Here is a 17,701-nt window from a genome sequence, read left to right as displayed (position 1 = left end):
AGGTTTACCCCGACTCTCATCGCAAGGGCGGCCACATTGCCGCCCGCCCGAAATAGGAATTCTGCAATGGCAATGGATGCCCACGACATCGAAAAACTGATCAAGGACGGCATTCCGGACGCCAAGGTGACGATCCGCGACCTCGCCGGCGACGGCGACCACTATGCGGCTGAAGTCGTCGCCGAGAGCTTTCGGGGAAAAAGCCGCGTCCAGCAGCACCAGATGGTCTATGATGCGCTGAAGGGCAATATGGGCGGCGTGCTGCACGCACTTGCGCTGCAGACCAGCGTTCCCGACTGAGGCCGTTCCGGCCAACACCCGCTTGGCCCAAACCCGCCCATCCTTTGCGCCATTTCGGCCATGGCGCGGCTAATGTCTTGTTTCGGGCAACCTATGGGTTTATTTGAAAGACATGCTTCGAGCCTGACTCACACAGGCGTGAAAGGATATTCCATGAGCGGTATCAACGACTACATCGACAATGAAGTGAAGGGCAACGACGTCGTGCTTTTCATGAAGGGCACGCCCGGTTTTCCGCAGTGCGGTTTTTCCGGACAGGTAGTCCAGATCCTCGACTATATCGGCGCCGACTACAAAGGCGTGAATGTCCTGGATTCGGCTGAACTGCGCCAGGGCATCAAGGACTATTCCAACTGGCCGACGATCCCGCAGCTCTACGTCAAGGGCGAATTCGTCGGCGGCTGCGATATTGTCCGCGAGATGTTCCAGGCCGGCGAGTTGCAGACCTTCCTGGTCGAAAAGGGCGTCGGCGTCAAAGGCGCCGCCTGATTTTGGGCATGTCGTAACGACTGCATTGAACACCGGGGCAGCCCCACCTCGGCAATCTTTATGTCCCGGTATCGGGACCAAGACGAGCCAATGCGCCGGCCCGCCGGCGCGTTTTCGTTTGAGAGATCGGACTTGCCGTGGACCAGCAATCAACAGCGCCGCAATCGGCAAGCAAACTGCCTATTCCGCGCTGGGAGTTCATTGCGCTGTGCGCGGCGCTGATGGCGCTGAATTCGCTGGCCATCGACATCATGCTGCCGGCGCTGCAGCAGATCGGCGCCTCGCTCGGCGTCGAGAATGAAAACCACCGGCAATATGTGGTCACCGCCTACATTCTGGGTTTTGGTGGCGGCCAGCTGTTCTTCGGGCCGATCTCCGACCGGTTCGGCCGCCGCTCGCCGCTCGTCGCCGGGCTGATCATCTATGTGGCGGCAGCCGCCGCCGCCGCCATCGCGCCAAGCTTTGAAACGCTCTTGATGTGCCGCGCCGTGCAAGGCATCGGCGCGGCGGCCACGCGCGTCATCGCGGTCTCGATCGTGCGCGATACGTTCGAAGGCCGGCGCATGGCGGAGGTGATGTCGCTGATCTTCATGGTGTTCATGGCCATACCGGTCATTGCGCCGGGCATCGGCCAGTTCATCATGCTGTTCGCGACTTGGCACTATATCTTCGTTACCATGGCCGTCGGCGCGCTGATCGTGTCGGCATGGTCGCTGCTGCGCCTGCCTGAAACGCTGCGGCCCGAATATCGCCGGCAACTGACGGTTTCCTCCGTCCTCGGCGGATTCCGCATCGTGCTCACCAACCGCATCGCGCTCTGCTACGCCTTTGCCAGCACTTTCATCTTCGCCGCCATGTTCGGCTTCATCGCCTCGGCGCAGCAGATCTATGTCGGCATCTTCAACGTCGGCGAGATGTTCCCGGTCATCTTCGCCGGGGTCGCCGGCGTGCTCGCCTTCTCCAATTTCCTGAACTCGCGGCTTGTCGGCCGCATCGGCATGCGCCGGCTGTCGCAGAGCGCGCTGCTTTTGTTTCTGGTCATCAGCCTGGCCTGGCTGGTGGTTTCGCTGGAAATCAAGATGCCGCTCTGGCTGTTCATCACCTTCTTTGCCAGCGCCATGCTTCCCTTCGGTGCGCTTGGCGCCAATTTCAACGCATTGGCGATGGAGCCGCTCGGCCAACTGGCCGGCACGGCATCGTCCATACTGGGTTTCATGCAGACGTTTCTCGGCGGCATTCTCGGCACGCTGATCGGCCAGGCTTTCAACGGCACGGTGACGCCGCTTGCCGCCGGATTCTGCAGCGTCTCGGTCGCGGCGCTGCTGATGATCCTCATCGCTGAGCGCGGCAAGATGTTCCAGCCGCACAATCCACCCATTTCAGGGCATGTCACCGACCTGCATTAGACCACGTGCGTCAGGATGCACCTACAAGTGCCGCCGTGAATCGAGGCGCAAGCATGCGCCCGGCGATTGCACCGCCCATACTGTCCGAAAAGGGCAATGGCAGCGCATCGTCGAGCGCCTTCAGTATGGATGCCACGAAGGCCCGGCTGAGTTGCGGATCGGTCCCCAGATCCGAATAGGTGGCGCGAGGCTTGCCGATCAGCGTGCCGTTGCGGCGCAGCGAGAACTGCAGCGTCAGGGACATGCCCGCGGTTCCCGCTGGCGGCATCCAGCAGGCATAGATAGCCTCCGACATCTCCTTGAGGGTGTCGACCGGATCGGTGCTGTGGCAGGGGCGCTCTTGCGCGATTGCCGTGTTGGCGCTTGCAAACAAGACGGCAGCGAGAGCCGCCGCGAAAATTGCGAACCGAGGTTTCATCCGAGGGCCTGCGCGAAAGCACCAACTCTTCGGCCGCGCACGGTCAAGCGCCGGCCTCTGGAAGTGATCCTACCCAGCCCACAGCTCTCGGCGCAACTCCTGCCAGCTTTCAGGATCGGGGGCGACCAGCAGGCCGCCGCCGACATGCGACGGCAGATAGGCTGTGCCGTCGAAGCGCGCGGCATGGCCGCCGGCCTCCGCATGGATCAGCACGCCGGCCAGATGATCCCATGGCATCAGCTTGTTGTAGACGACGAAATGGCCATGGCCGCTCGCCAGCAAGCGGTATTCGTGGGCGGCGCAGCGGTAGTTGAACTGCGACAGCGTCTTGGTCTGGTTGCAGGCCAGCCGCGTGCGGTCGGGCTCGGCCATGTACTGCCAGGAAACCGCGCCGGTCATCTGCGAGATCGGCGCGCTCGCCGCAACCCGCACTGTCTCCAGCGTACCATGCGCATGGCGGATATGACTGCCCGCACCCTTGGCGCCGATCAGCCAGTCCTTGCCGACCGGATCATGGATGATGCCGGCGACCGTCTCGCCCTTGACCACGACGCCGAGCATGACGCCGAACAGCGGCACGCCGGAGGCGAAATTGAAGGTGCCGTCGACCGGGTCGATGACGAAGGCCAGATCGGCGTCGCCCAGGCCATCGAGCAGCGTCGGGTCGTCGGGACAGGCTTCCTCGCCGACAACCATGGCCGAGGGATAACGCTGGCGCAGCCTGGCGGTGATCAGCCGCTCGGCGTTGACGTCCGCTTCCGTCACCAGATCGGCGGCTGAGGTCTTCTGCCTGACGTCGCCATCGCCCAGCCGGCGGAAGCGGGGCATGATTTCGGTGTCGGCGGCCTCGGCCAGCAGGTTGGCCAGCCAGTCGATCGCGTTGTCGTCAAATGTCATCGGATGCGTCTTATCCTGTGATGAGGGTCTGGTTCAGGGCGGCGAAATCGAACAGTTTCCTGTCGAGGAGATGCGACGGCCTGGTGTTGGACAGGGCGCGGATCATGGTGTCCTTGCGGCCGGGCATGCGCTTTTCGATATCCTCCAGCATCGCCTTCATGGTGTTGCGCTGGAGACCTTCCTGGCTGCCGCAGAGGTCGCAAGGAATGATCGGGAACCGCATCGCCGCGGCGAATTTTTCGAGGTCGATCTCGGCGCAATAGCTCAGCGGCCGCAGCACCATGACGTCGCCTTCGTCGTTGAGCAGCTTTGGCGGCATGGCGGCGAGACGGCCGCCATGGAACAAGTTCATGAAAAAGGTTTCGAGAATGTCCTCGCGATGATGGCCGAGCACCAGTGCCGAGCACCCCTCCTCGCGCGCGATGCGGTAGAGATGGCCGCGCCGCAGCCGTGAACAGAGCGAGCAATAGGTGCTGCCTTGCGGCAGCTTGTCGGTGACCACCGAATAGGTGTCCTGGTACTCGATGCGGTGGGCAATTCCGTTGGCGTTGAGATAGTCGGGCAGGATGTGCTTGGGGAAATTCGGCTGGCCCTGATCGAGATTGCAGGCCAGCAATTCGACCGGCAGCAGCCCGCGCCATTTGAGGTCGAGCAGCAAGGCAAGCAGGCCGTAGGAATCCTTGCCGCCCGACAGCGCGACCAGCCAGCGCTGTCCCGGCTCCACCATCGCGAAATCCTCGATCGCCTGGCGGGTCAGCCGCAGCAGCCGCTTGCGCAATTTGTTGAACTCGACCGAGGATGGCACATCGGCGAACAGCGGGTGGAAGCCGCCTTCGGCGGTCGGCTCAAGCGTCTCGATGTCTGGCAGCATGTTCATGGCGCGGCGGCCCCGGAATGTGATGTCCGCCCGGATTAGCGCATTGGCCGGAAAATCGAAACGGCAAAGCGGATGCGCCAAACAAAAAGGCCGCCTCGAGGGCGGCCTTTTCGGTATCGCTAAAAAGCGTTCGCTTAGCGCGAATAGAATTCGACGACCAGGTTCGGCTCCATCTGGACCGCGAACGGAACGTCCGCCAGGCCAGGGATGCGCGAGAAGGTCGCGACCATCTTGTTGTGGTCGGCTTCGATGTAGTCCGGCACGTCGCGCTCGGCGAGGCCGACCGATTCCAGGACGATGACCAACTGCTTCGACTTTTCGCGCACTTCGACGACGTCGCCCGGCTTGCAGCGGTACGAGCCGATGTTGACGCGCTTGCCGTTGACGTTGACGTGGCCGTGGTTGACGAACTGACGGGCCGCGAAAATGGTCGGCACGAACTTGGCGCGGTAGACGACCGCGTCGAGACGCGATTCGAGGAGGCCGATCAGGTTCTCCGAGGTGTCGCCCTTGCGGCGGTCGGCCTCTTCATAGACCTTGCGGAACTGCTTTTCCGAAACGTCGCCATAGTGACCCTTCAGCTTCTGCTTGGCGCGCAGCTGCAGGCCGAAGTCGGAAAGCTTGCCCTTGCGGCGCTGGCCGTGCTGGCCGGGGCCGTATTCACGCTTGTTGACCGGGGACTTCGGGCGGCCCCAGATATTTTCGCCGAGACGACGGTCGATCTTGTATTTCGCGGATTCGCGCTTGCTCATCGCATTCCCTTTTCAAAACAACACACCCGGCACCTCATGGTCCGGGTGAAGGAAACGCGCCCTCCTCTGGCCTCCGTTTTCGAGACCTGACAGGGCTTTCCCACGCAACGCGGCGGAAAACCCACGGGACACGTCAGTTCAAACAAAACCAGAACCAAGGCAACCGGTCTTGCGCATACAAAACAAACACCGGACATCGCTGCCCGGCGTTGGCGGCTGGTTAAACCGAGATTTAACCGGTGTCAAGCTTGTGAGTGGCGCGGCGCAACGCAACCCTATAGCGTTCCCGGCGTTGAGCGATGCCGGATGTGGCGGGAGGTTTGCGCCAACGGCACCAGGAAGGGATCTGGAGCTAGAGGAGTCCAATCAGCATGAAGAAGTTCTTCCTTACCTTGGCCGGTGCCGCGGTGTTGGCCGGATCGATGGCGGTTGCGCCGGAACCGGCCATGGCGCGCCATTGGCACGGCCATAAACAGGTCTGCCGCATCATCGTGAAGAAAAGGGTGGTGTGGCGGCATGGCCACCGCAGGGTGATCGTCGAGCGGATACGGCGCTGCCATCGCTGGTAAGGCAAAACATCCGCCTAGGGACTTTGCACTAGAAACAAGGCCCGCGGTTCCGCTGCGGGCCTTGTTTGCTTGGGTCGGCGTTTCACGAACGACACTCAGTCTTTCGACTTCTTTTCAGGCAGCCCCTTGCGCTTGGTCTCGGCGAATTCCTCAAGCTGCTTTTCGCTCATGGATTCGTACATTCCTTTGGAAGCGCCTTTGAGCTCGCTCTTTTTCGTCTCGCCGCGCTTGGCGGAGAGTGCGGCGCCGGCGGCTTTCTGCTGGGCTTTCGAGGTGGCTGGCATGGCGGTTCTCCTTTGCTATCAGGCAGGGAAACGCCGCTCTTCGGCGGCGGTTCCAGTGCCGATGGCCCCGTTTCTCGTCCGATCGCCGCCGGTCAGGCAGCCAGCTTTGGCGAATTCGTCGGCAGCCTTCCCGTGTCCGAAACCCTGGTGTAGGACGGCTGAATGAAGTCTCTGACAGACCCCTCACAAGCGCTCTCCACCGGCCTGGCGAAAATCCGCACCGAATTCCACGTGCCGGATGGATTTCCGGCTGACGTGATGGCCACAGCGGAGGCGGCGGCCAGACGCGTGCCGAACCAGCATGCCGATCGAACGGACACGCCCTTCGTTACGCTCGATCCGGCGGCCTCCACCGATCTTGACCAGGCGTTCTGGATCGAGGCAAGCGGCGGCGATCTTCTCTTGTATTATGCCATTGCCGACGTTGCATGGTTCGTCGAGGACGGCGACGCGCTGGATCGCGAAGCCTGGACGCGAGGCGAGACGCTGTACCTGCCGGACGGCAAGGCCGGGCTCTATCCGCCGGCAATTGCCGAGGGCGCGGCGAGCCTGTTGCCGGACGGACCACGTCCAGCCGTTATCTTCACCGTTCGGGTCGCTAAGGATGGCGCGGTAAAGTTGGACGGCGCGGAGCGGGCAATCATCCAAAGCCGCGCGAAGCTCGCCTATGACAGCGTAAAGGCCTCCGACGTTCCGGCCGACTTCGCCGAAATGGCGCGGCGCATGGCGGCAAACGAAGAGCGTCGCGGCGCGTCGCGCGTCGACCCGCCCGAGCAGGAGGTGGAAAGGCTTGCCGATGGCAGCTTCCGGCTTTCGTTCAGACCGATCCTGCAATCCGAACAAGACAACGCCGCGCTTTCACTGGCCGCCAATATGGCGATCGCCGACGCCATGTTCGCGCACAAGACCGGCTTGTTCCGTGTGATGTCTGGGCCGGATGCTTCCAAGGTGCAGAGACTGCGCAACGCGGCACGGGCGCTCGGTCTGTCCTGGCCGGCCTCCACCAGCCTGCGCGACTACCAGCACACACTCGATCCGGCTGATCCGAAACAGGCGGCGTTGATGCTGGAAATCCGCCGGGCGGGCAATGGCGCGTCCTACCAGCCCTACCAGGAGGGTGTCGTTCCCTGGCATGAGGCGATGGCTGCGACCTATGCTCATGCAACCGCGCCACTCAGGCGATTGGCGGATCGCTATGTCGTGCGCTGCGCGCTGGCTATCGCCAACGGCCAGCCCGTGCCGCAGGCTGTCACCGATGCGTTCGCCGGACTGCCGAAGGTGATGGGACGTGGGGATGCCCGCGCTTCGCAAATCAACCATGCGGCCATCGATCTTGCCGAGGCGGTGATGCTCAGGGGGCGCGAAGGGGAAACGTTTAAGGCCGTCGTCACCGACTTCGTCGACCATGGCGTGCGCGTTCAGCTTGCCGACATGCCTGTCGTTGCCACCATAACGGCCTCCGGTCTCAGGCAGGGCGACGGCGTGACGCTAAAGCTGGCCTCGGCCGATCCGGATCAACGCAGCGTCGTCTTCGAACCTGTTTGAGCAGCTGGCGTTCCGCCGCTTTGGTCTTGATTTTATGCATGTCGTTTTCCCAAAACCGAGGTCACTTTTGGGCGACATGCATTAGCTCACGGACAGTCCAAAGCCTTGCATCAGCCGGCCGACTGCGAAATCCGCCTTGCCTGACGTGAAGACGGCGATGTCAGGCTCGCCTTGCGGCAGCGCCCCGTCGACCGGCGGCAAGAGCGAAAGGGCACGCCTTGCGATCGCTTCGGCCGGATCGATCCAGTCGACCGGCCATGGCGCGGTCTTGCGCATGCGGTTGACCAGGAACGGATAGTGCGTACAGGCCAGCACGACAATGTCGGTCCTGAGCCCCTCATGTTCCATGAAACAGGGCGCGATCTCGGCACGCACGGCTTCCTCGTCGACAAAGCCCTCGCGCATATAGACTTCGGCAAGGCCCGCCAGCCTGTCGCTGCCAACCAGGCGGACATGGCATTTCTGCGCCCATTTGCTGATCAGGTCGCGCGTGTATTGCCGCTTCACCGTACCCGGCGTTGCCAGCACGGAGACCAGACCGGAGCGGGTGCGCTCCGCCGCCGGCTTGACCGCCGGCACGGTGCCGACGAAGGGATGGCCGGGAAATCTCTCGCGCAGCGCATCGATCACCAGCGTCGAGGCGGTGTTGCAGGCAATGACGGAAATCGCAGGCGCAAACCGGTCGAGCAATTTGGCGAAGAGTTCGAGTATGTGGGTGCGCAGTGCCGGTTCTTCCCAGGCGCCGAAGGGAAAGGCCGCATCGTCCGCGACATAGACGAAGCGCCGGTCCGGCATCAGCACGCGCGCCTCGCGCAGCACAGTCAGCCCGCCGACGCCGGAATCGAACATCAGGATCGGCTGGTCAGTCATTGTCGGTTCCCTTGCCGCCCAGCGGCGGCGTGTCCTCATCGTCACCCATAGGCTTGTGCGCCTGGCGATCTGCCTCTGCCTTGCCGGCGCGCGCGGCGGCCGGAAGCCGCCTTGGATCATCGCCCGGCGAGCCGTCGCCGCGCGGCATTGCCGGCGAAAATCTGTCAAGCGAGGAGATGATGCCGCGCAGCACCTTCAGCTCCGGCTCGGCAAAGCCGGCGCGCGTCAGCACGGCGCGCAGATTGTCGACCATCTTGGGCTTCTTCGGCGCCGGTCGGAAATAGCCGCGCGCTTCCAATGCGCCTTCGAGATAGGCAAAAAGGCCGTGCAGCTCTTCCTTGCTGGCCGGCTTCATCTGCGGCCCGGTGAAATTGGTCTTGGTCTCGTCCTCGAGGCCGGACTTCATCCACTCATAAGACATCAGCAGCGCGGCCTGTGCGATGTTGAGCGAGGAGAAATCGGGATCGACGGGAAAGGTGACGATCTCGTCGGCGAGCCCGACCTCGTCATTGTAGAGACCGAAGCGCTCGCGGCCGAACAGGATGCCGGTGCGCTGCCCCATGCCATGGCGGGCGCGCAGCACCCTGCCCGCTTCCACCGGCCCGCGCACAGCCTTGAAGCCGTCGCGCTGCCTGGCGGTTGTGGCGAAAACGAAATTCAGGTCGGCAAGCGCCGAGGCCAGATCGTCGAACACCTTCACGGCGTCGATGACATGGTCGGCACGGCTGGCGGCGGCGCGCGCCTTCTCGCTCGGCCAGCCGTCTCGCGGATTGACCAGACGCAGTTCCGACAGGCCGAAATTGGCCATGGCGCGCGCGACCATGCCGATGTTCTCGCCGAGCTGCGGCTCGACGAGGATGATCGCCGGACCGCCGGGGCCACGCTGAAAGTCTGTTCCGGTCATGTGTTCCAGATGATTGCGCTACGAGGTCACCGCGTCCTGCCATATCGATACGGCTTTTTGAAGAGTTGTCGGTGACCTGGCGACAAATAGCCTTGTCTCGCCACCCCTGTGTTTGCGCAAGAAATCCAAATTCGCTCCATCGGCGGGCTCGAGCAAATGGTCACGCGCCCGTACAAGCAGACCAGCCATGTGCTCCTTCTTCTCAAGAGATGGTGGAGATGTGGGCATCGCGGCACTCTGGCGACGACAAGCTATCCAACCCTATACTCCCTGATGGCCCGGCCTTACTCTTCTTATCGGCAACATCTTCCGGTTAAAGAAATAACCTATTAGCTATATGTATATTTAAATACAGCGATGCGCCTGTCGCTGTGACATAATCTTAGGAAATTGCAATATCAAAACCGCTTGGGGTCAAGCTGTATCGGAGAATGCATTTTGAAGACGGAGCGTGTCTTGCACGCTCCTGTCATTTATCTATGCCCCAAGCGTCTCGACACGGGTTTTCAATGGCCGACACGGGTGTTGGCCAAACGTCAGGAGGGGCAAATGAACGTCTTACGATTTTTCCTTTTAATCGCTGTGTTGCTTCTGGCATCAGTCTTCCTGATTGCTCCGGCTTCCGCGCAAGCGACCCGCACCTGGGTTTCCGGCGTCGGCAACGATGCCGATCCATGCAGCCGAACGGCACCTTGCAAGACGTTTGCCGGCGCCATCTCGAAGACGGCGACGGCCGGCGAGATCAACTGTCTGGACCCGGGCGGATTTGGCGCGGTCACCATCACCAAATCCATCACCATCGACTGCAGAACGACTGAAGGCGGTGTGCTTTCGGCGCTCGTGAACGGCATCATCATAAACACGCCTGTCGGCTCCGTCGTGCATCTTCGCGGTCTCGACATAGACGGCGCGGGCACCGGACTCGACGGCGTGCGGATGACCGGCCAAGGTCAACTGCATATCGAGGACTGCAACATCGAGCGGGTGACCAGCAATGGCGTCGAATTTCTTCCCAACGGTGCCAGCGAACTCTACATAATCAATACGCGGATAGCCGAGGCGGCCGGTGGCGCCATTCTCATCAAAACGACTGGCGCCATTGGCATCAATGCCATCCTGTCCAGGGTGGAACTGACCAACAGCGCCAATGGCATTCTTGTCGACGGCACCGGCAACACCTCTGCCATGAATATGGCACTGACCGACAGCCTGGTCAGCGGCAACACCGGCAACGGAGTGGCGGTCAAGTCCGTCGCCGCGGCATCGTCGGTACGCGCGACGATCGTCAACACCACGATCAGTTCCGATGCCGGCGTCGGCGTCAACGCCAACGGCGCCGCCGCCAGCGGCGCCGGCAGCGCCATCGCCTTTCTCGGCGCCTCGACGGTGTTCGGCAATGTCAGCGGTGTCAGCAACACCGGCAGCGGCGCCGTCCAGTCGTTCAAGAACAACATGATCTCCGGCAACGTGGCCGACGGCACGCCGATCACGGCCTTCCCCGGCCCTGGCGGCACGCCGCTGCAATAAGCGCCTGCCGCCTGCGTGCGGCAGCATGAAACAAAGGCGATGCCGCCTGCCTCTCGATGGGCGGTGCGGCATCGGTTTTGTTCACGATTGCAGGATCGGTTCACCGTTCGCGGAAACGCCGAACCGCTCCGTCCCCTTGTTTTGCGGCAATTTCGAACGAAAAACCGCTTCACACTTTTCCTGGAATTGCGCCAGCAGCAGCCTGCTTCCGCATTGCCCCGGTTTGCGCCGCCCGGATCGCTTTGCTATAGGCGAAGTCCCTATCCTGGCGGGGCCGACCCGCCATCCCCCAACTGTTGAACGAGGCATTCTTTCCATGGCGAAGATCAAGGTGGCGAACCCGGTCGTCGAACTCGACGGCGACGAGATGACCCGCATCATCTGGCAGTTCATCAAGGACAAGCTGATCCACCCTTATCTCGACCTCAAGCTCGAATATTACGATCTCGGCATCGAGCATCGCGACGCCACCAACGACCAGGTGACCATCGATTCGGCCAACGCCATCAAGAAATACGGCGTCGGCGTGAAATGCGCGACGATCACCCCCGACGAACAGCGCGTCGAGGAGTTCAAGCTGAAGAAGATGTGGAAGTCGCCGAACGGCACCATCCGCAACATCCTCGGCGGCACCATCTTCCGCGAGCCGATCATCATGAAGAACGTGCCGCGCCTGGTGCCGGGCTGGACCAAGCCGATCATCGTCGGCCGCCACGCCTTCGGCGACCAGTACCGCGCCACCGATTTCCGCTTCCCCGGCAAGGGCAAGCTGACGATCAAGTTCGTCGGCGAGGACGGAAAGGTGATCGAACATGACGTGTTCGACGCGCCCGGCGCCGGCGTCGCCATGGCCATGTACAATCTCGACGAGTCGATCCGCGAATTCGCCCGCGCCTCGCTGAATTACGGCCTGCTGCGCAACTATCCGGTCTATCTGTCGACCAAGAACACCATCCTCAAGGCCTATGACGGCCGCTTCAAGGACATTTTCCAGGAAGTCTACGAGGCTGAATTCGAGGCCGAGTTCAAGGCGAAGAAGCTGTGGTACGAGCACCGCCTGATCGACGACATGGTGGCCTCGAGCCTGAAATGGTCGGGCGGCTATGTCTGGGCCTGCAAGAACTACGACGGCGACGTGCAGTCCGACACGGTGGCGCAGGGCTTTGGCTCGCTGGGCCTGATGACCTCGGTGCTGATGACGCCCGACGGCAAGACGGTGGAAGCCGAAGCCGCGCACGGCACCGTCACCCGCCACTACCGCCAGCACCAGAAGGGCGAGGAAACCTCGACCAATTCGATCGCCTCGATCTTCGCCTGGACGCGCGGGCTGGCGCACCGCGCCAAGCTCGACGACAATGCCGAGCTGAAGCGTTTTGCCGAGACGCTGGAAAAGGTCTGCATCCAGACCGTCGAGTCCGGCTTCATGACCAAGGACCTGTCGCTCTTGATCGGCCCCGACCAGCCCTGGCTCTCGACCACCGGCTTCCTCGACAAAATCGACGAGAACTTGCAGAAGGCGATGGCCTAAGAACCCAGCTTTACACATGCCGAAGGCTCCGAAAGGAGCCTTCGCCTTTTTTGGGCCAGCGAAAGCGAAGGGCTGACAGCATGACCAAGCCGATCCTCTATGGCGCGGACTACAGCGTCTATGTGCGCATCGCGCGGATGGCGCTGGAGGAGAAGGGCATCGACTACGAACTCATGCCGCTCGACATCTTCGCCGCCGAGGGCATCCCGGCCTGGTATCTCGAACATCACCCGTTCGGCCGCATCCCGGCTTTCGAGCATGACGGTTTTCGCCTTTTCGAGACGAATGCGATTACCCGCTATGTCGATGAGGCTTTCGACGGTCCGGCGCTGCAGCCCGCCGATACGCGTGGCCGCGCCAGGATGGGCCAGATGACGGGCATGCTCGACGCTTATGGCTACCGCGCCATGGTCTGGGACGTTGCCGTCGAGCGGCTCGAAAAGCCAGAGCCGGATGAGACCCTGATCGCTAGCGGCCTGAGCCAGGCCCAAACGGTCCTCAGGGTACTCACCTCACTCAAGGCTCCCGGACCTTGGCTGCTCGGCGATCACGTGACACTGGCCGACCTGCATGCCGCGCCGATCATCGCCTATTTCCTCAAGGTTGCCGACGGGCAGAAGCTGCTGGCCGAGTTTCCCGAGATTCAGGCCTGGTGGGACCGCATCGCGGCCAGACAAGCCTTTGCCATGACCGAAAAGGCCGATTGAGAACCAAGGCGGCGCTAAAACCCTATCTCGGGCCGGGTCACCATCAGCCAGAGAATGGCAAGCACGGCGGCGAAAGCCGGCAAGCCGCAAGCAAACCAGATGCGAAACAGGCGTTTCTCTTCGGCGGGCAGCGGCGCGTTTTCGATGGCCGCCTGCCGCGCCAGGTTGCGGATCCGGATCTGAATCCAGACGACCGGCAGCCAGAACAGGCCGGTGACGACATAAAGCAGCAAGGACAGAACGATCCAGCCTTCGTTGAGCGGCCAGCCCAGTGCCTGAGCCAGCAGCACGCCCGTGATCGGCTGCACGATGACGGCGGTCGCCGTAAAAATCGTGTCGGCGATGACGACCGTGCCCGCGACATGGGCGACGAGGTCGGCGCGTCCGCTGCGTTGCGCCATTAGCATGAAGAAGGCGATGCCGGCGCCAGTGCCGAACAGAACTGTGGCGCCGATAACATGCGCCCAGCGCAATATGTCGGCCCAGAGGCTCATCGCTCGTCGAGCACCGCGAGCGCCACCAGCACTAGGCAAAGCGCCGGGATCGTCTTGACCAGCGGTCCCAGTGGATCGAGCCATAGGCCGGGGACAAGGAGCGTCGCGCCCGCCAGATAGGACAGCGTGATCGCAATCATCGCCAGCAGCGCGTGCCGGGCCAGGGATCGAACCACGACAGCCGCGCCAACCAGGATATCCGCAGCACTTCCGACCGGAACCAAGATGTGAGCGAGGCTCGCCGAGACGCCGTGCGAAACAAGGATATCCGCCGCTGCCTCTTGCCGGATCAGGCCGACGACACCCGAAACAAGCCAGAACAAGGACAGGCAAGCGAAGATGACAGGCTTTGCCAGCCAGAGGCGGGCGAACCATCGTTCCTGGACATTGGCGGGCATATCGGCCAGCGTTGCTTCCAGCGGCTGAAGCGGACGGCCGGAAATTCGGTTCCAAGCCGCTGCGTCGCCCGTGACGCCGCGCGCCACGGCAGCAAGGGCTGCGCTGCGCAGCGGGGACCGCCAGCCAAGAATGCCAAGCATATCGGCAACCGCGCCCGCAAGCCGGCCGAGAATGGCAGGCATCGGCACCACTCTTGCGGGCTGCAGGCCAAGCCACGCACGCAAGGCGGTCAAGACCTCGGCGAGCGGTCTGGCATTGGCTTCAACGAGATCGACGGCAAGTCGGGGCGGCAGCGATCCGGCGACCGCCCGTGACACCGCTTCGGCAACGTCGGTGACCGCCACGGTCTGGATCGGCTGGCGCGTCATGACGGCCGGAACAAAACCCGGAAATGTCGCAAGGGCACGCAGAAGTGCCGTTCCGCCATAGGCGGCGGGCGCGATCACCAGGCCCGGCCGCAGGATGGTCCACGCCAGCGAGGAGCTTGCGACGGCCTGGTCGCCTTGCGCCTTGGTGCTGAAGAAAGGATTTGCCGAAGCGAGATCGGCGCCGATCGCGGAGATCTGCGCAAAGCGGTGCACACCGGCCTGTTCGCAGGCAGCAACGAGTGCCACCACCGCGCCCCGGTGAACGGCGTCGAGGCGGTCGCGTGGGCCGTCCTGCAAGGCGCCCGCCGCGTTGACCACCGCGTCCATACCCGCAACCGCCGGCAGCCAGTCTTCAGCGGCAAGCAGTTTCGACATATCCGCCGCGATCCAGCGAACCGCCGGCCGGCGTCGCCCGGCATCCTGAACATCGCGACCGAGGCCGGTCACATCATGACCGTCGCGAAGCAAACGGCCAATGACGGCGTCCCCGATCAACCCATAGCCACCGAGGACGAGAACATTCATGTCATGGCTTTCAGGCGGCTTCGAGCGCCGCCTTCACAGCCGCGATCGCATCATTGGCCTTCGAGGCATCCGGGCCGCCGGCCTGGGCCATGTCGGGCCGCCCGCCACCGCCCTGCCCGCCCAAGGCGGCGGAGGCGACGCGCACCAGGTCGACGGCGCTGAAGCGGCCGACGAGGTCGTCGGTAACGGCGACGACGACGCTTGCCTTGTTGTCCTCGCCGGCACCGACAAAGACGACGACGCCGGAGCCGAGCGAGGTCTTGCCGGCATCGGCCAGCGGCTTCAGATCCTTCGGCGAGACGCCGGAGACCGCCTTGCCGAGGAAGCCAACGCCCGCGACCGTCTCGTTCTCCGAGGGTGAACCCGCCGCGGCACCGCCGCCCAGCGCCAGTTTCTTGCGCGCTTCGGTCAGGTCCTTCTCGAGCTTCTTGCGCTCTTCGAGCAAAGCCTCGACGCGGGCCGGCACGTCGGCGGGCGAGATTTTCAGCACGGCTGCCGCCGCCTTCAGACGCCGATCCTGCTCGTCGAGATGTTTTCTGGCCGCCTCGCCGGTCAGCGCCTCGATACGGCGCACGCCGGCGGCGACCGCGCTGTCGGAGACGACGCGGACCAGGCCGATATCGCCGGTCGCCCTGACATGCGTGCCGCCGCAGAGTTCGACCGAATAGGGCCGGTTGGCCTTGGCGCCGTGCAGGCCCGTGCCCATCGACACGACGCGCACCTCGTCGCCATACTTCTCGCCGAACAGCGCCATGGCGCCTTCCGCAATCGCGTCGTCGACCGACATCAGGCGCGTGGTCACCGGGCCGTTCTGCACGACGATCTCGTTGGCCATGCGCTCGACCTCTTCGAGTTCCTCGGCCGAGATCGGCTTGTTGTGCGAGATGTCGAAGCGCAGACGCTCGGGCGCGACCAGCGAGCCCTTCTGCGCGACATGAGTGCCTAGCACCTCGCGCAGCGCCTCGTGGATCAGGTGCGTGGCGGAGTGGTTCGCCCGCAGCCTGGTGCGGCGCGCATGGTCGACTTTGAGCTCGACGGCAGCGCCCGTCCTGGCCGTGCCGCTCGCCACCTTGCCCAGATGCACGAACAGCCCGTCGGCCTTCTTCTGCGTGTCCGCGATCTCGATCGAGAACCCTTCGCCGGAGATGATGCCGGTATCGCCCATCTGGCCGCCGGACTCGCCATAGAAAGGCGTCTGGTTGACGACCACCGCAACGGCGTCGCCCTTTCCGGCGCTGTCAACGGTCTTGCCGTCCTTGACCAGCGCCTGGATCAGGCCTTCCGCCTGCTCGGTCTCGTAACCGAGGAATTCGGTGGCGCCGGTCTGTTCGCGCACGGAGAACCACACCGTCTCAGTGGCGGCCTCGCCAGACCCGGTCCAATGCTTGCGCGCCTCGGCCTTCTGCTGCTCCATCGCATTGGTGAAGCCGGCAAGATCGACCGAGATGTTGCGCTGGCGCAGCGCGTCCTGCGTCAGGTCAAGCGGGAAACCGTAGGTGTCATAAAGCTTGAAAGCCGTCTCGCCATCCAACATGTCGCCGGCATGCAGCGTTTCCGTCGCCTCGGAGAGCAGGCCGAGGCCGCGCACCAGCGTCTTGCGGAAGCGCGTCTCCTCGAGCTTCAGCGTCTCGGTGATCAGCTGTTCGCCGCGCAGCAGCTCGGGATAGGCCTGGCCCATCTCGCGCACCAGAGCCGGCACCAGCTTCCACATCAGCGGTTCGTTCGCGCCGAGCAGCTGCGCGTGGCGCATGGCGCGGCGCATGATGCGGCGCAGCACATAGCCGCGGCCTTCGTTCGAAGGCAGCACGCCGTCGGCGACCAGGAAGGACGACGAGCGCAAATGATCGGCAATGACGCGGTAGGAGGCCACCGTTTCCGCGTCAGGCGCGCGCCCGAGCGCGGAGGACGCCGCATCGATCAAATGCCGGAACAGGTCGGTTTCGAAAACGCTTTCCACGCCCTGCAGGATGGAGGCCATGCGCTCCAGCCCCATGCCGGTGTCGATCGACGGGCGCGGCAGGTCGATGCGCTCCTCCTTCGTCACCTGTTCATATTGCATGAACACCAGGTTCCAGAATTCGAGGAAGCGATCACCATCCTCTTCGGGGCTGCCGGGAGGACCGCCCCAGATGTGCTCGCCGCGATCGATGAAGATTTCCGAGCACGGCCCGCAGGGACCGGTGTCGCCCATCGCCCAGAAATTATCCGAGGTCGCGATGCGGATGATGCGATCATCCGAGAAGCCGGCGATCTTCTTCCAGAAGCCGGCCGCCTCATCGTCGGTGTGATAGACAGTGACCAGCAGCTTGTCCTTCTTCAGCCCGAACTCCTTGGTGATCAGGTTCCAGGCAAGCTCGATGGCACGCTCCTTGAAGTAATCGCCGAAGGAGAAATTGCCGAGCATTTCGAAGAAGGTCAGGTGGCGCGCGGTGTAGCCGACATTGTCGAGGTCGTTGTGCTTGCCGCCGGCGCGAACGCTCTTCTGGGCGGTGGTGGCGCGCGAATAGGACCGCTTCTCCAGACCGGTGAAGACGTTCTTGAACTGCACCATGCCGGCATTGGTGAACATCAATGTCGGATCGTTGCGCGGCACGAGCGGGCTCGAGGCCACGACCTCGTGGCCCTCCTTGCGGAAATAGTCGAGAAAGGTCGACCGGATCTCGTTCACGCCACTCATGACTGCTGCCTTTTCGCGAAAACCGCCGGCGCGGCCGGCGGAAACTGGTGTCTGCTTTCCAGAAATAGACTTGGCCTTTTAGCGGGCACGCTCCAGCCTGTCCAGAAACACGGAACTGGGCCAATCCTGGGAGTCTATTGGCCCCAAAAACGAAAACCGCCGGCG

General features: G+C 63.1%; 18 protein-coding genes. 8 read left to right on the top strand and 10 right to left on the bottom strand.

The window, feature by feature from the left end; genetic code table 11:
* Positions 1–66: 66 nt before the first annotated feature.
* The 3 genes from D3242_RS23275 to D3242_RS23265 all read left to right on the top strand — a co-directional run bounded on the left by D3242_RS23275 (position 67) and on the right by D3242_RS23265 (position 2,195).
* Positions 67–300 (top strand): BolA/IbaG family iron-sulfur metabolism protein, encoded by a 234-nt coding sequence (locus tag D3242_RS23275; RefSeq protein ID WP_010909092.1) that lies wholly within the window; start codon positions 67–69, stop codon positions 298–300.
* A gap of 153 nt (positions 301–453) precedes the next feature.
* Positions 454–789, top strand: a complete 336-nt coding sequence (grxD, locus tag D3242_RS23270) for a Grx4 family monothiol glutaredoxin (RefSeq protein WP_019857779.1) — start codon at positions 454–456, stop codon at positions 787–789.
* Positions 790–926: 137 nt separating this feature from the next.
* A complete protein-coding gene (locus D3242_RS23265; protein WP_019857778.1) occupies positions 927–2,195 on the top strand; it encodes a multidrug effflux MFS transporter in 1,269 nt (422 codons plus the stop codon).
* Positions 2,196–2,205: 10 nt separating this feature from the next.
* On the opposite strand, the gene D3242_RS23260 is transcribed toward D3242_RS23265, so the two are convergent.
* The 4 genes from D3242_RS23260 to rpsD all read right to left on the bottom strand — a co-directional run bounded on the left by D3242_RS23260 (position 2,206) and on the right by rpsD (position 5,139).
* A complete protein-coding gene (locus tag D3242_RS23260) occupies positions 2,206–2,613 on the bottom strand; it encodes a cell envelope integrity protein TolA (protein WP_064982750.1) in 408 nt (135 codons plus the stop codon).
* Positions 2,614–2,682: 69 nt separating this feature from the next.
* The gene (locus D3242_RS23255) at positions 2,683–3,510 is read right to left on the bottom strand and encodes an inositol monophosphatase family protein (protein WP_064982748.1); all 828 of its coding nucleotides are present in this window, start codon (positions 3,508–3,510) and stop codon (positions 2,683–2,685) included.
* Between the two features lie 10 nt (positions 3,511–3,520).
* Positions 3,521–4,387 (bottom strand): tRNA 2-thiocytidine(32) synthetase TtcA, encoded by an 867-nt coding sequence (gene ttcA, locus D3242_RS23250; protein ID WP_064983523.1) that lies wholly within the window; start codon positions 4,385–4,387, stop codon positions 3,521–3,523.
* 134 nt (positions 4,388–4,521) lie between these two features.
* Positions 4,522–5,139, bottom strand: a complete 618-nt coding sequence (rpsD, locus tag D3242_RS23245) for a 30S ribosomal protein S4 (protein WP_013895883.1) — start codon at positions 5,137–5,139, stop codon at positions 4,522–4,524.
* A 371-nt stretch (positions 5,140–5,510) separates the two neighbouring features.
* On the opposite strand from rpsD, the gene D3242_RS23240 reads away from it, so the two are divergent.
* The gene (locus D3242_RS23240) at positions 5,511–5,708 is read left to right on the top strand and encodes a hypothetical protein (protein WP_027042433.1); all 198 of its coding nucleotides are present in this window, start codon (positions 5,511–5,513) and stop codon (positions 5,706–5,708) included.
* Between the two features lie 95 nt (positions 5,709–5,803).
* On the opposite strand, the gene D3242_RS23235 is transcribed toward D3242_RS23240, so the two are convergent.
* A complete protein-coding gene (locus D3242_RS23235; RefSeq protein ID WP_010909084.1) occupies positions 5,804–5,992 on the bottom strand; it encodes a DUF3008 family protein in 189 nt (62 codons plus the stop codon).
* 162 nt (positions 5,993–6,154) lie between these two features.
* Here D3242_RS23235 and D3242_RS23230 point away from each other — a divergent pair, with 162 nt between their 5' ends.
* Complete coding sequence (locus D3242_RS23230; protein ID WP_064982747.1) at positions 6,155–7,537, top strand: RNB domain-containing ribonuclease; 1,383 nt, start codon at positions 6,155–6,157, stop codon at positions 7,535–7,537.
* Positions 7,538–7,618: 81 nt separating this feature from the next.
* Here D3242_RS23230 and murI read toward each other — a convergent pair whose 3' ends face one another.
* Together murI and D3242_RS23215 are read right to left on the bottom strand one after the other, a co-directional pair.
* The gene (gene murI / locus D3242_RS23220; RefSeq protein ID WP_064982745.1) at positions 7,619–8,407 is read right to left on the bottom strand and encodes a glutamate racemase; all 789 of its coding nucleotides are present in this window, start codon (positions 8,405–8,407) and stop codon (positions 7,619–7,621) included.
* Positions 8,400–9,311 carry an RNA methyltransferase gene (locus tag D3242_RS23215; RefSeq protein WP_064982743.1) on the bottom strand — a complete coding sequence of 304 codons (912 nt, stop codon included), beginning with the start codon at positions 9,309–9,311 and terminating at the stop codon, positions 8,400–8,402. Before D3242_RS23215 ends, murI begins: the two co-directional genes overlap by 8 nt.
* 549 nt (positions 9,312–9,860) lie before the next feature.
* Between D3242_RS23215 and D3242_RS23210 the strand changes: the two genes are divergently transcribed.
* The 3 genes from D3242_RS23210 (at position 9,861) to D3242_RS23200 (ending at position 13,073) form a co-directional block, all read left to right on the top strand.
* The gene (locus D3242_RS23210; RefSeq protein ID WP_064982741.1) at positions 9,861–10,838 is read left to right on the top strand and encodes a right-handed parallel beta-helix repeat-containing protein; all 978 of its coding nucleotides are present in this window, start codon (positions 9,861–9,863) and stop codon (positions 10,836–10,838) included.
* Between the two features lie 316 nt (positions 10,839–11,154).
* The gene (locus tag D3242_RS23205; RefSeq protein ID WP_038646407.1) at positions 11,155–12,366 is read left to right on the top strand and encodes an NADP-dependent isocitrate dehydrogenase; all 1,212 of its coding nucleotides are present in this window, start codon (positions 11,155–11,157) and stop codon (positions 12,364–12,366) included.
* Between the two features lie 80 nt (positions 12,367–12,446).
* Complete coding sequence (locus D3242_RS23200; protein ID WP_064982740.1) at positions 12,447–13,073, top strand: glutathione S-transferase family protein; 627 nt, start codon at positions 12,447–12,449, stop codon at positions 13,071–13,073.
* A 14-nt stretch (positions 13,074–13,087) separates the two neighbouring features.
* Here the strand turns inward: D3242_RS23200 and D3242_RS23195 are convergent, their stop codons facing one another.
* From D3242_RS23195 to alaS, 3 genes are read right to left on the bottom strand one after another with little or no spacing between them, the layout of a single operon-like run.
* Complete coding sequence (locus tag D3242_RS23195) at positions 13,088–13,567, bottom strand: DUF2269 family protein (RefSeq protein WP_019857766.1); 480 nt, start codon at positions 13,565–13,567, stop codon at positions 13,088–13,090.
* Positions 13,564–14,859, bottom strand: coding sequence for an SDR family oxidoreductase (locus tag D3242_RS23190; protein ID WP_064982738.1), 1,296 nt, complete (start codon positions 14,857–14,859; stop codon positions 13,564–13,566). The genes D3242_RS23195 and D3242_RS23190 overlap by 4 nt, the downstream gene beginning before the upstream one ends.
* Positions 14,860–14,869: 10 nt before the next feature.
* Positions 14,870–17,536: an alanine--tRNA ligase gene (gene alaS / locus D3242_RS23185; RefSeq protein ID WP_064982737.1), complete on the bottom strand. Its 2,667-nt coding sequence runs from the start codon at positions 17,534–17,536 to the stop codon at positions 14,870–14,872.
* Positions 17,537–17,701 lie beyond the last annotated feature (165 nt).

The sequence above is a fragment of the Mesorhizobium jarvisii genome, assembly GCF_003601985.1.
GTDB lineage: Bacteria > Pseudomonadota > Alphaproteobacteria > Rhizobiales > Rhizobiaceae > Mesorhizobium > Mesorhizobium jarvisii.
Note: the sequence above shows the minus strand (reverse complement) of the source record. Positions and strands in the feature narration are given on the sequence as shown.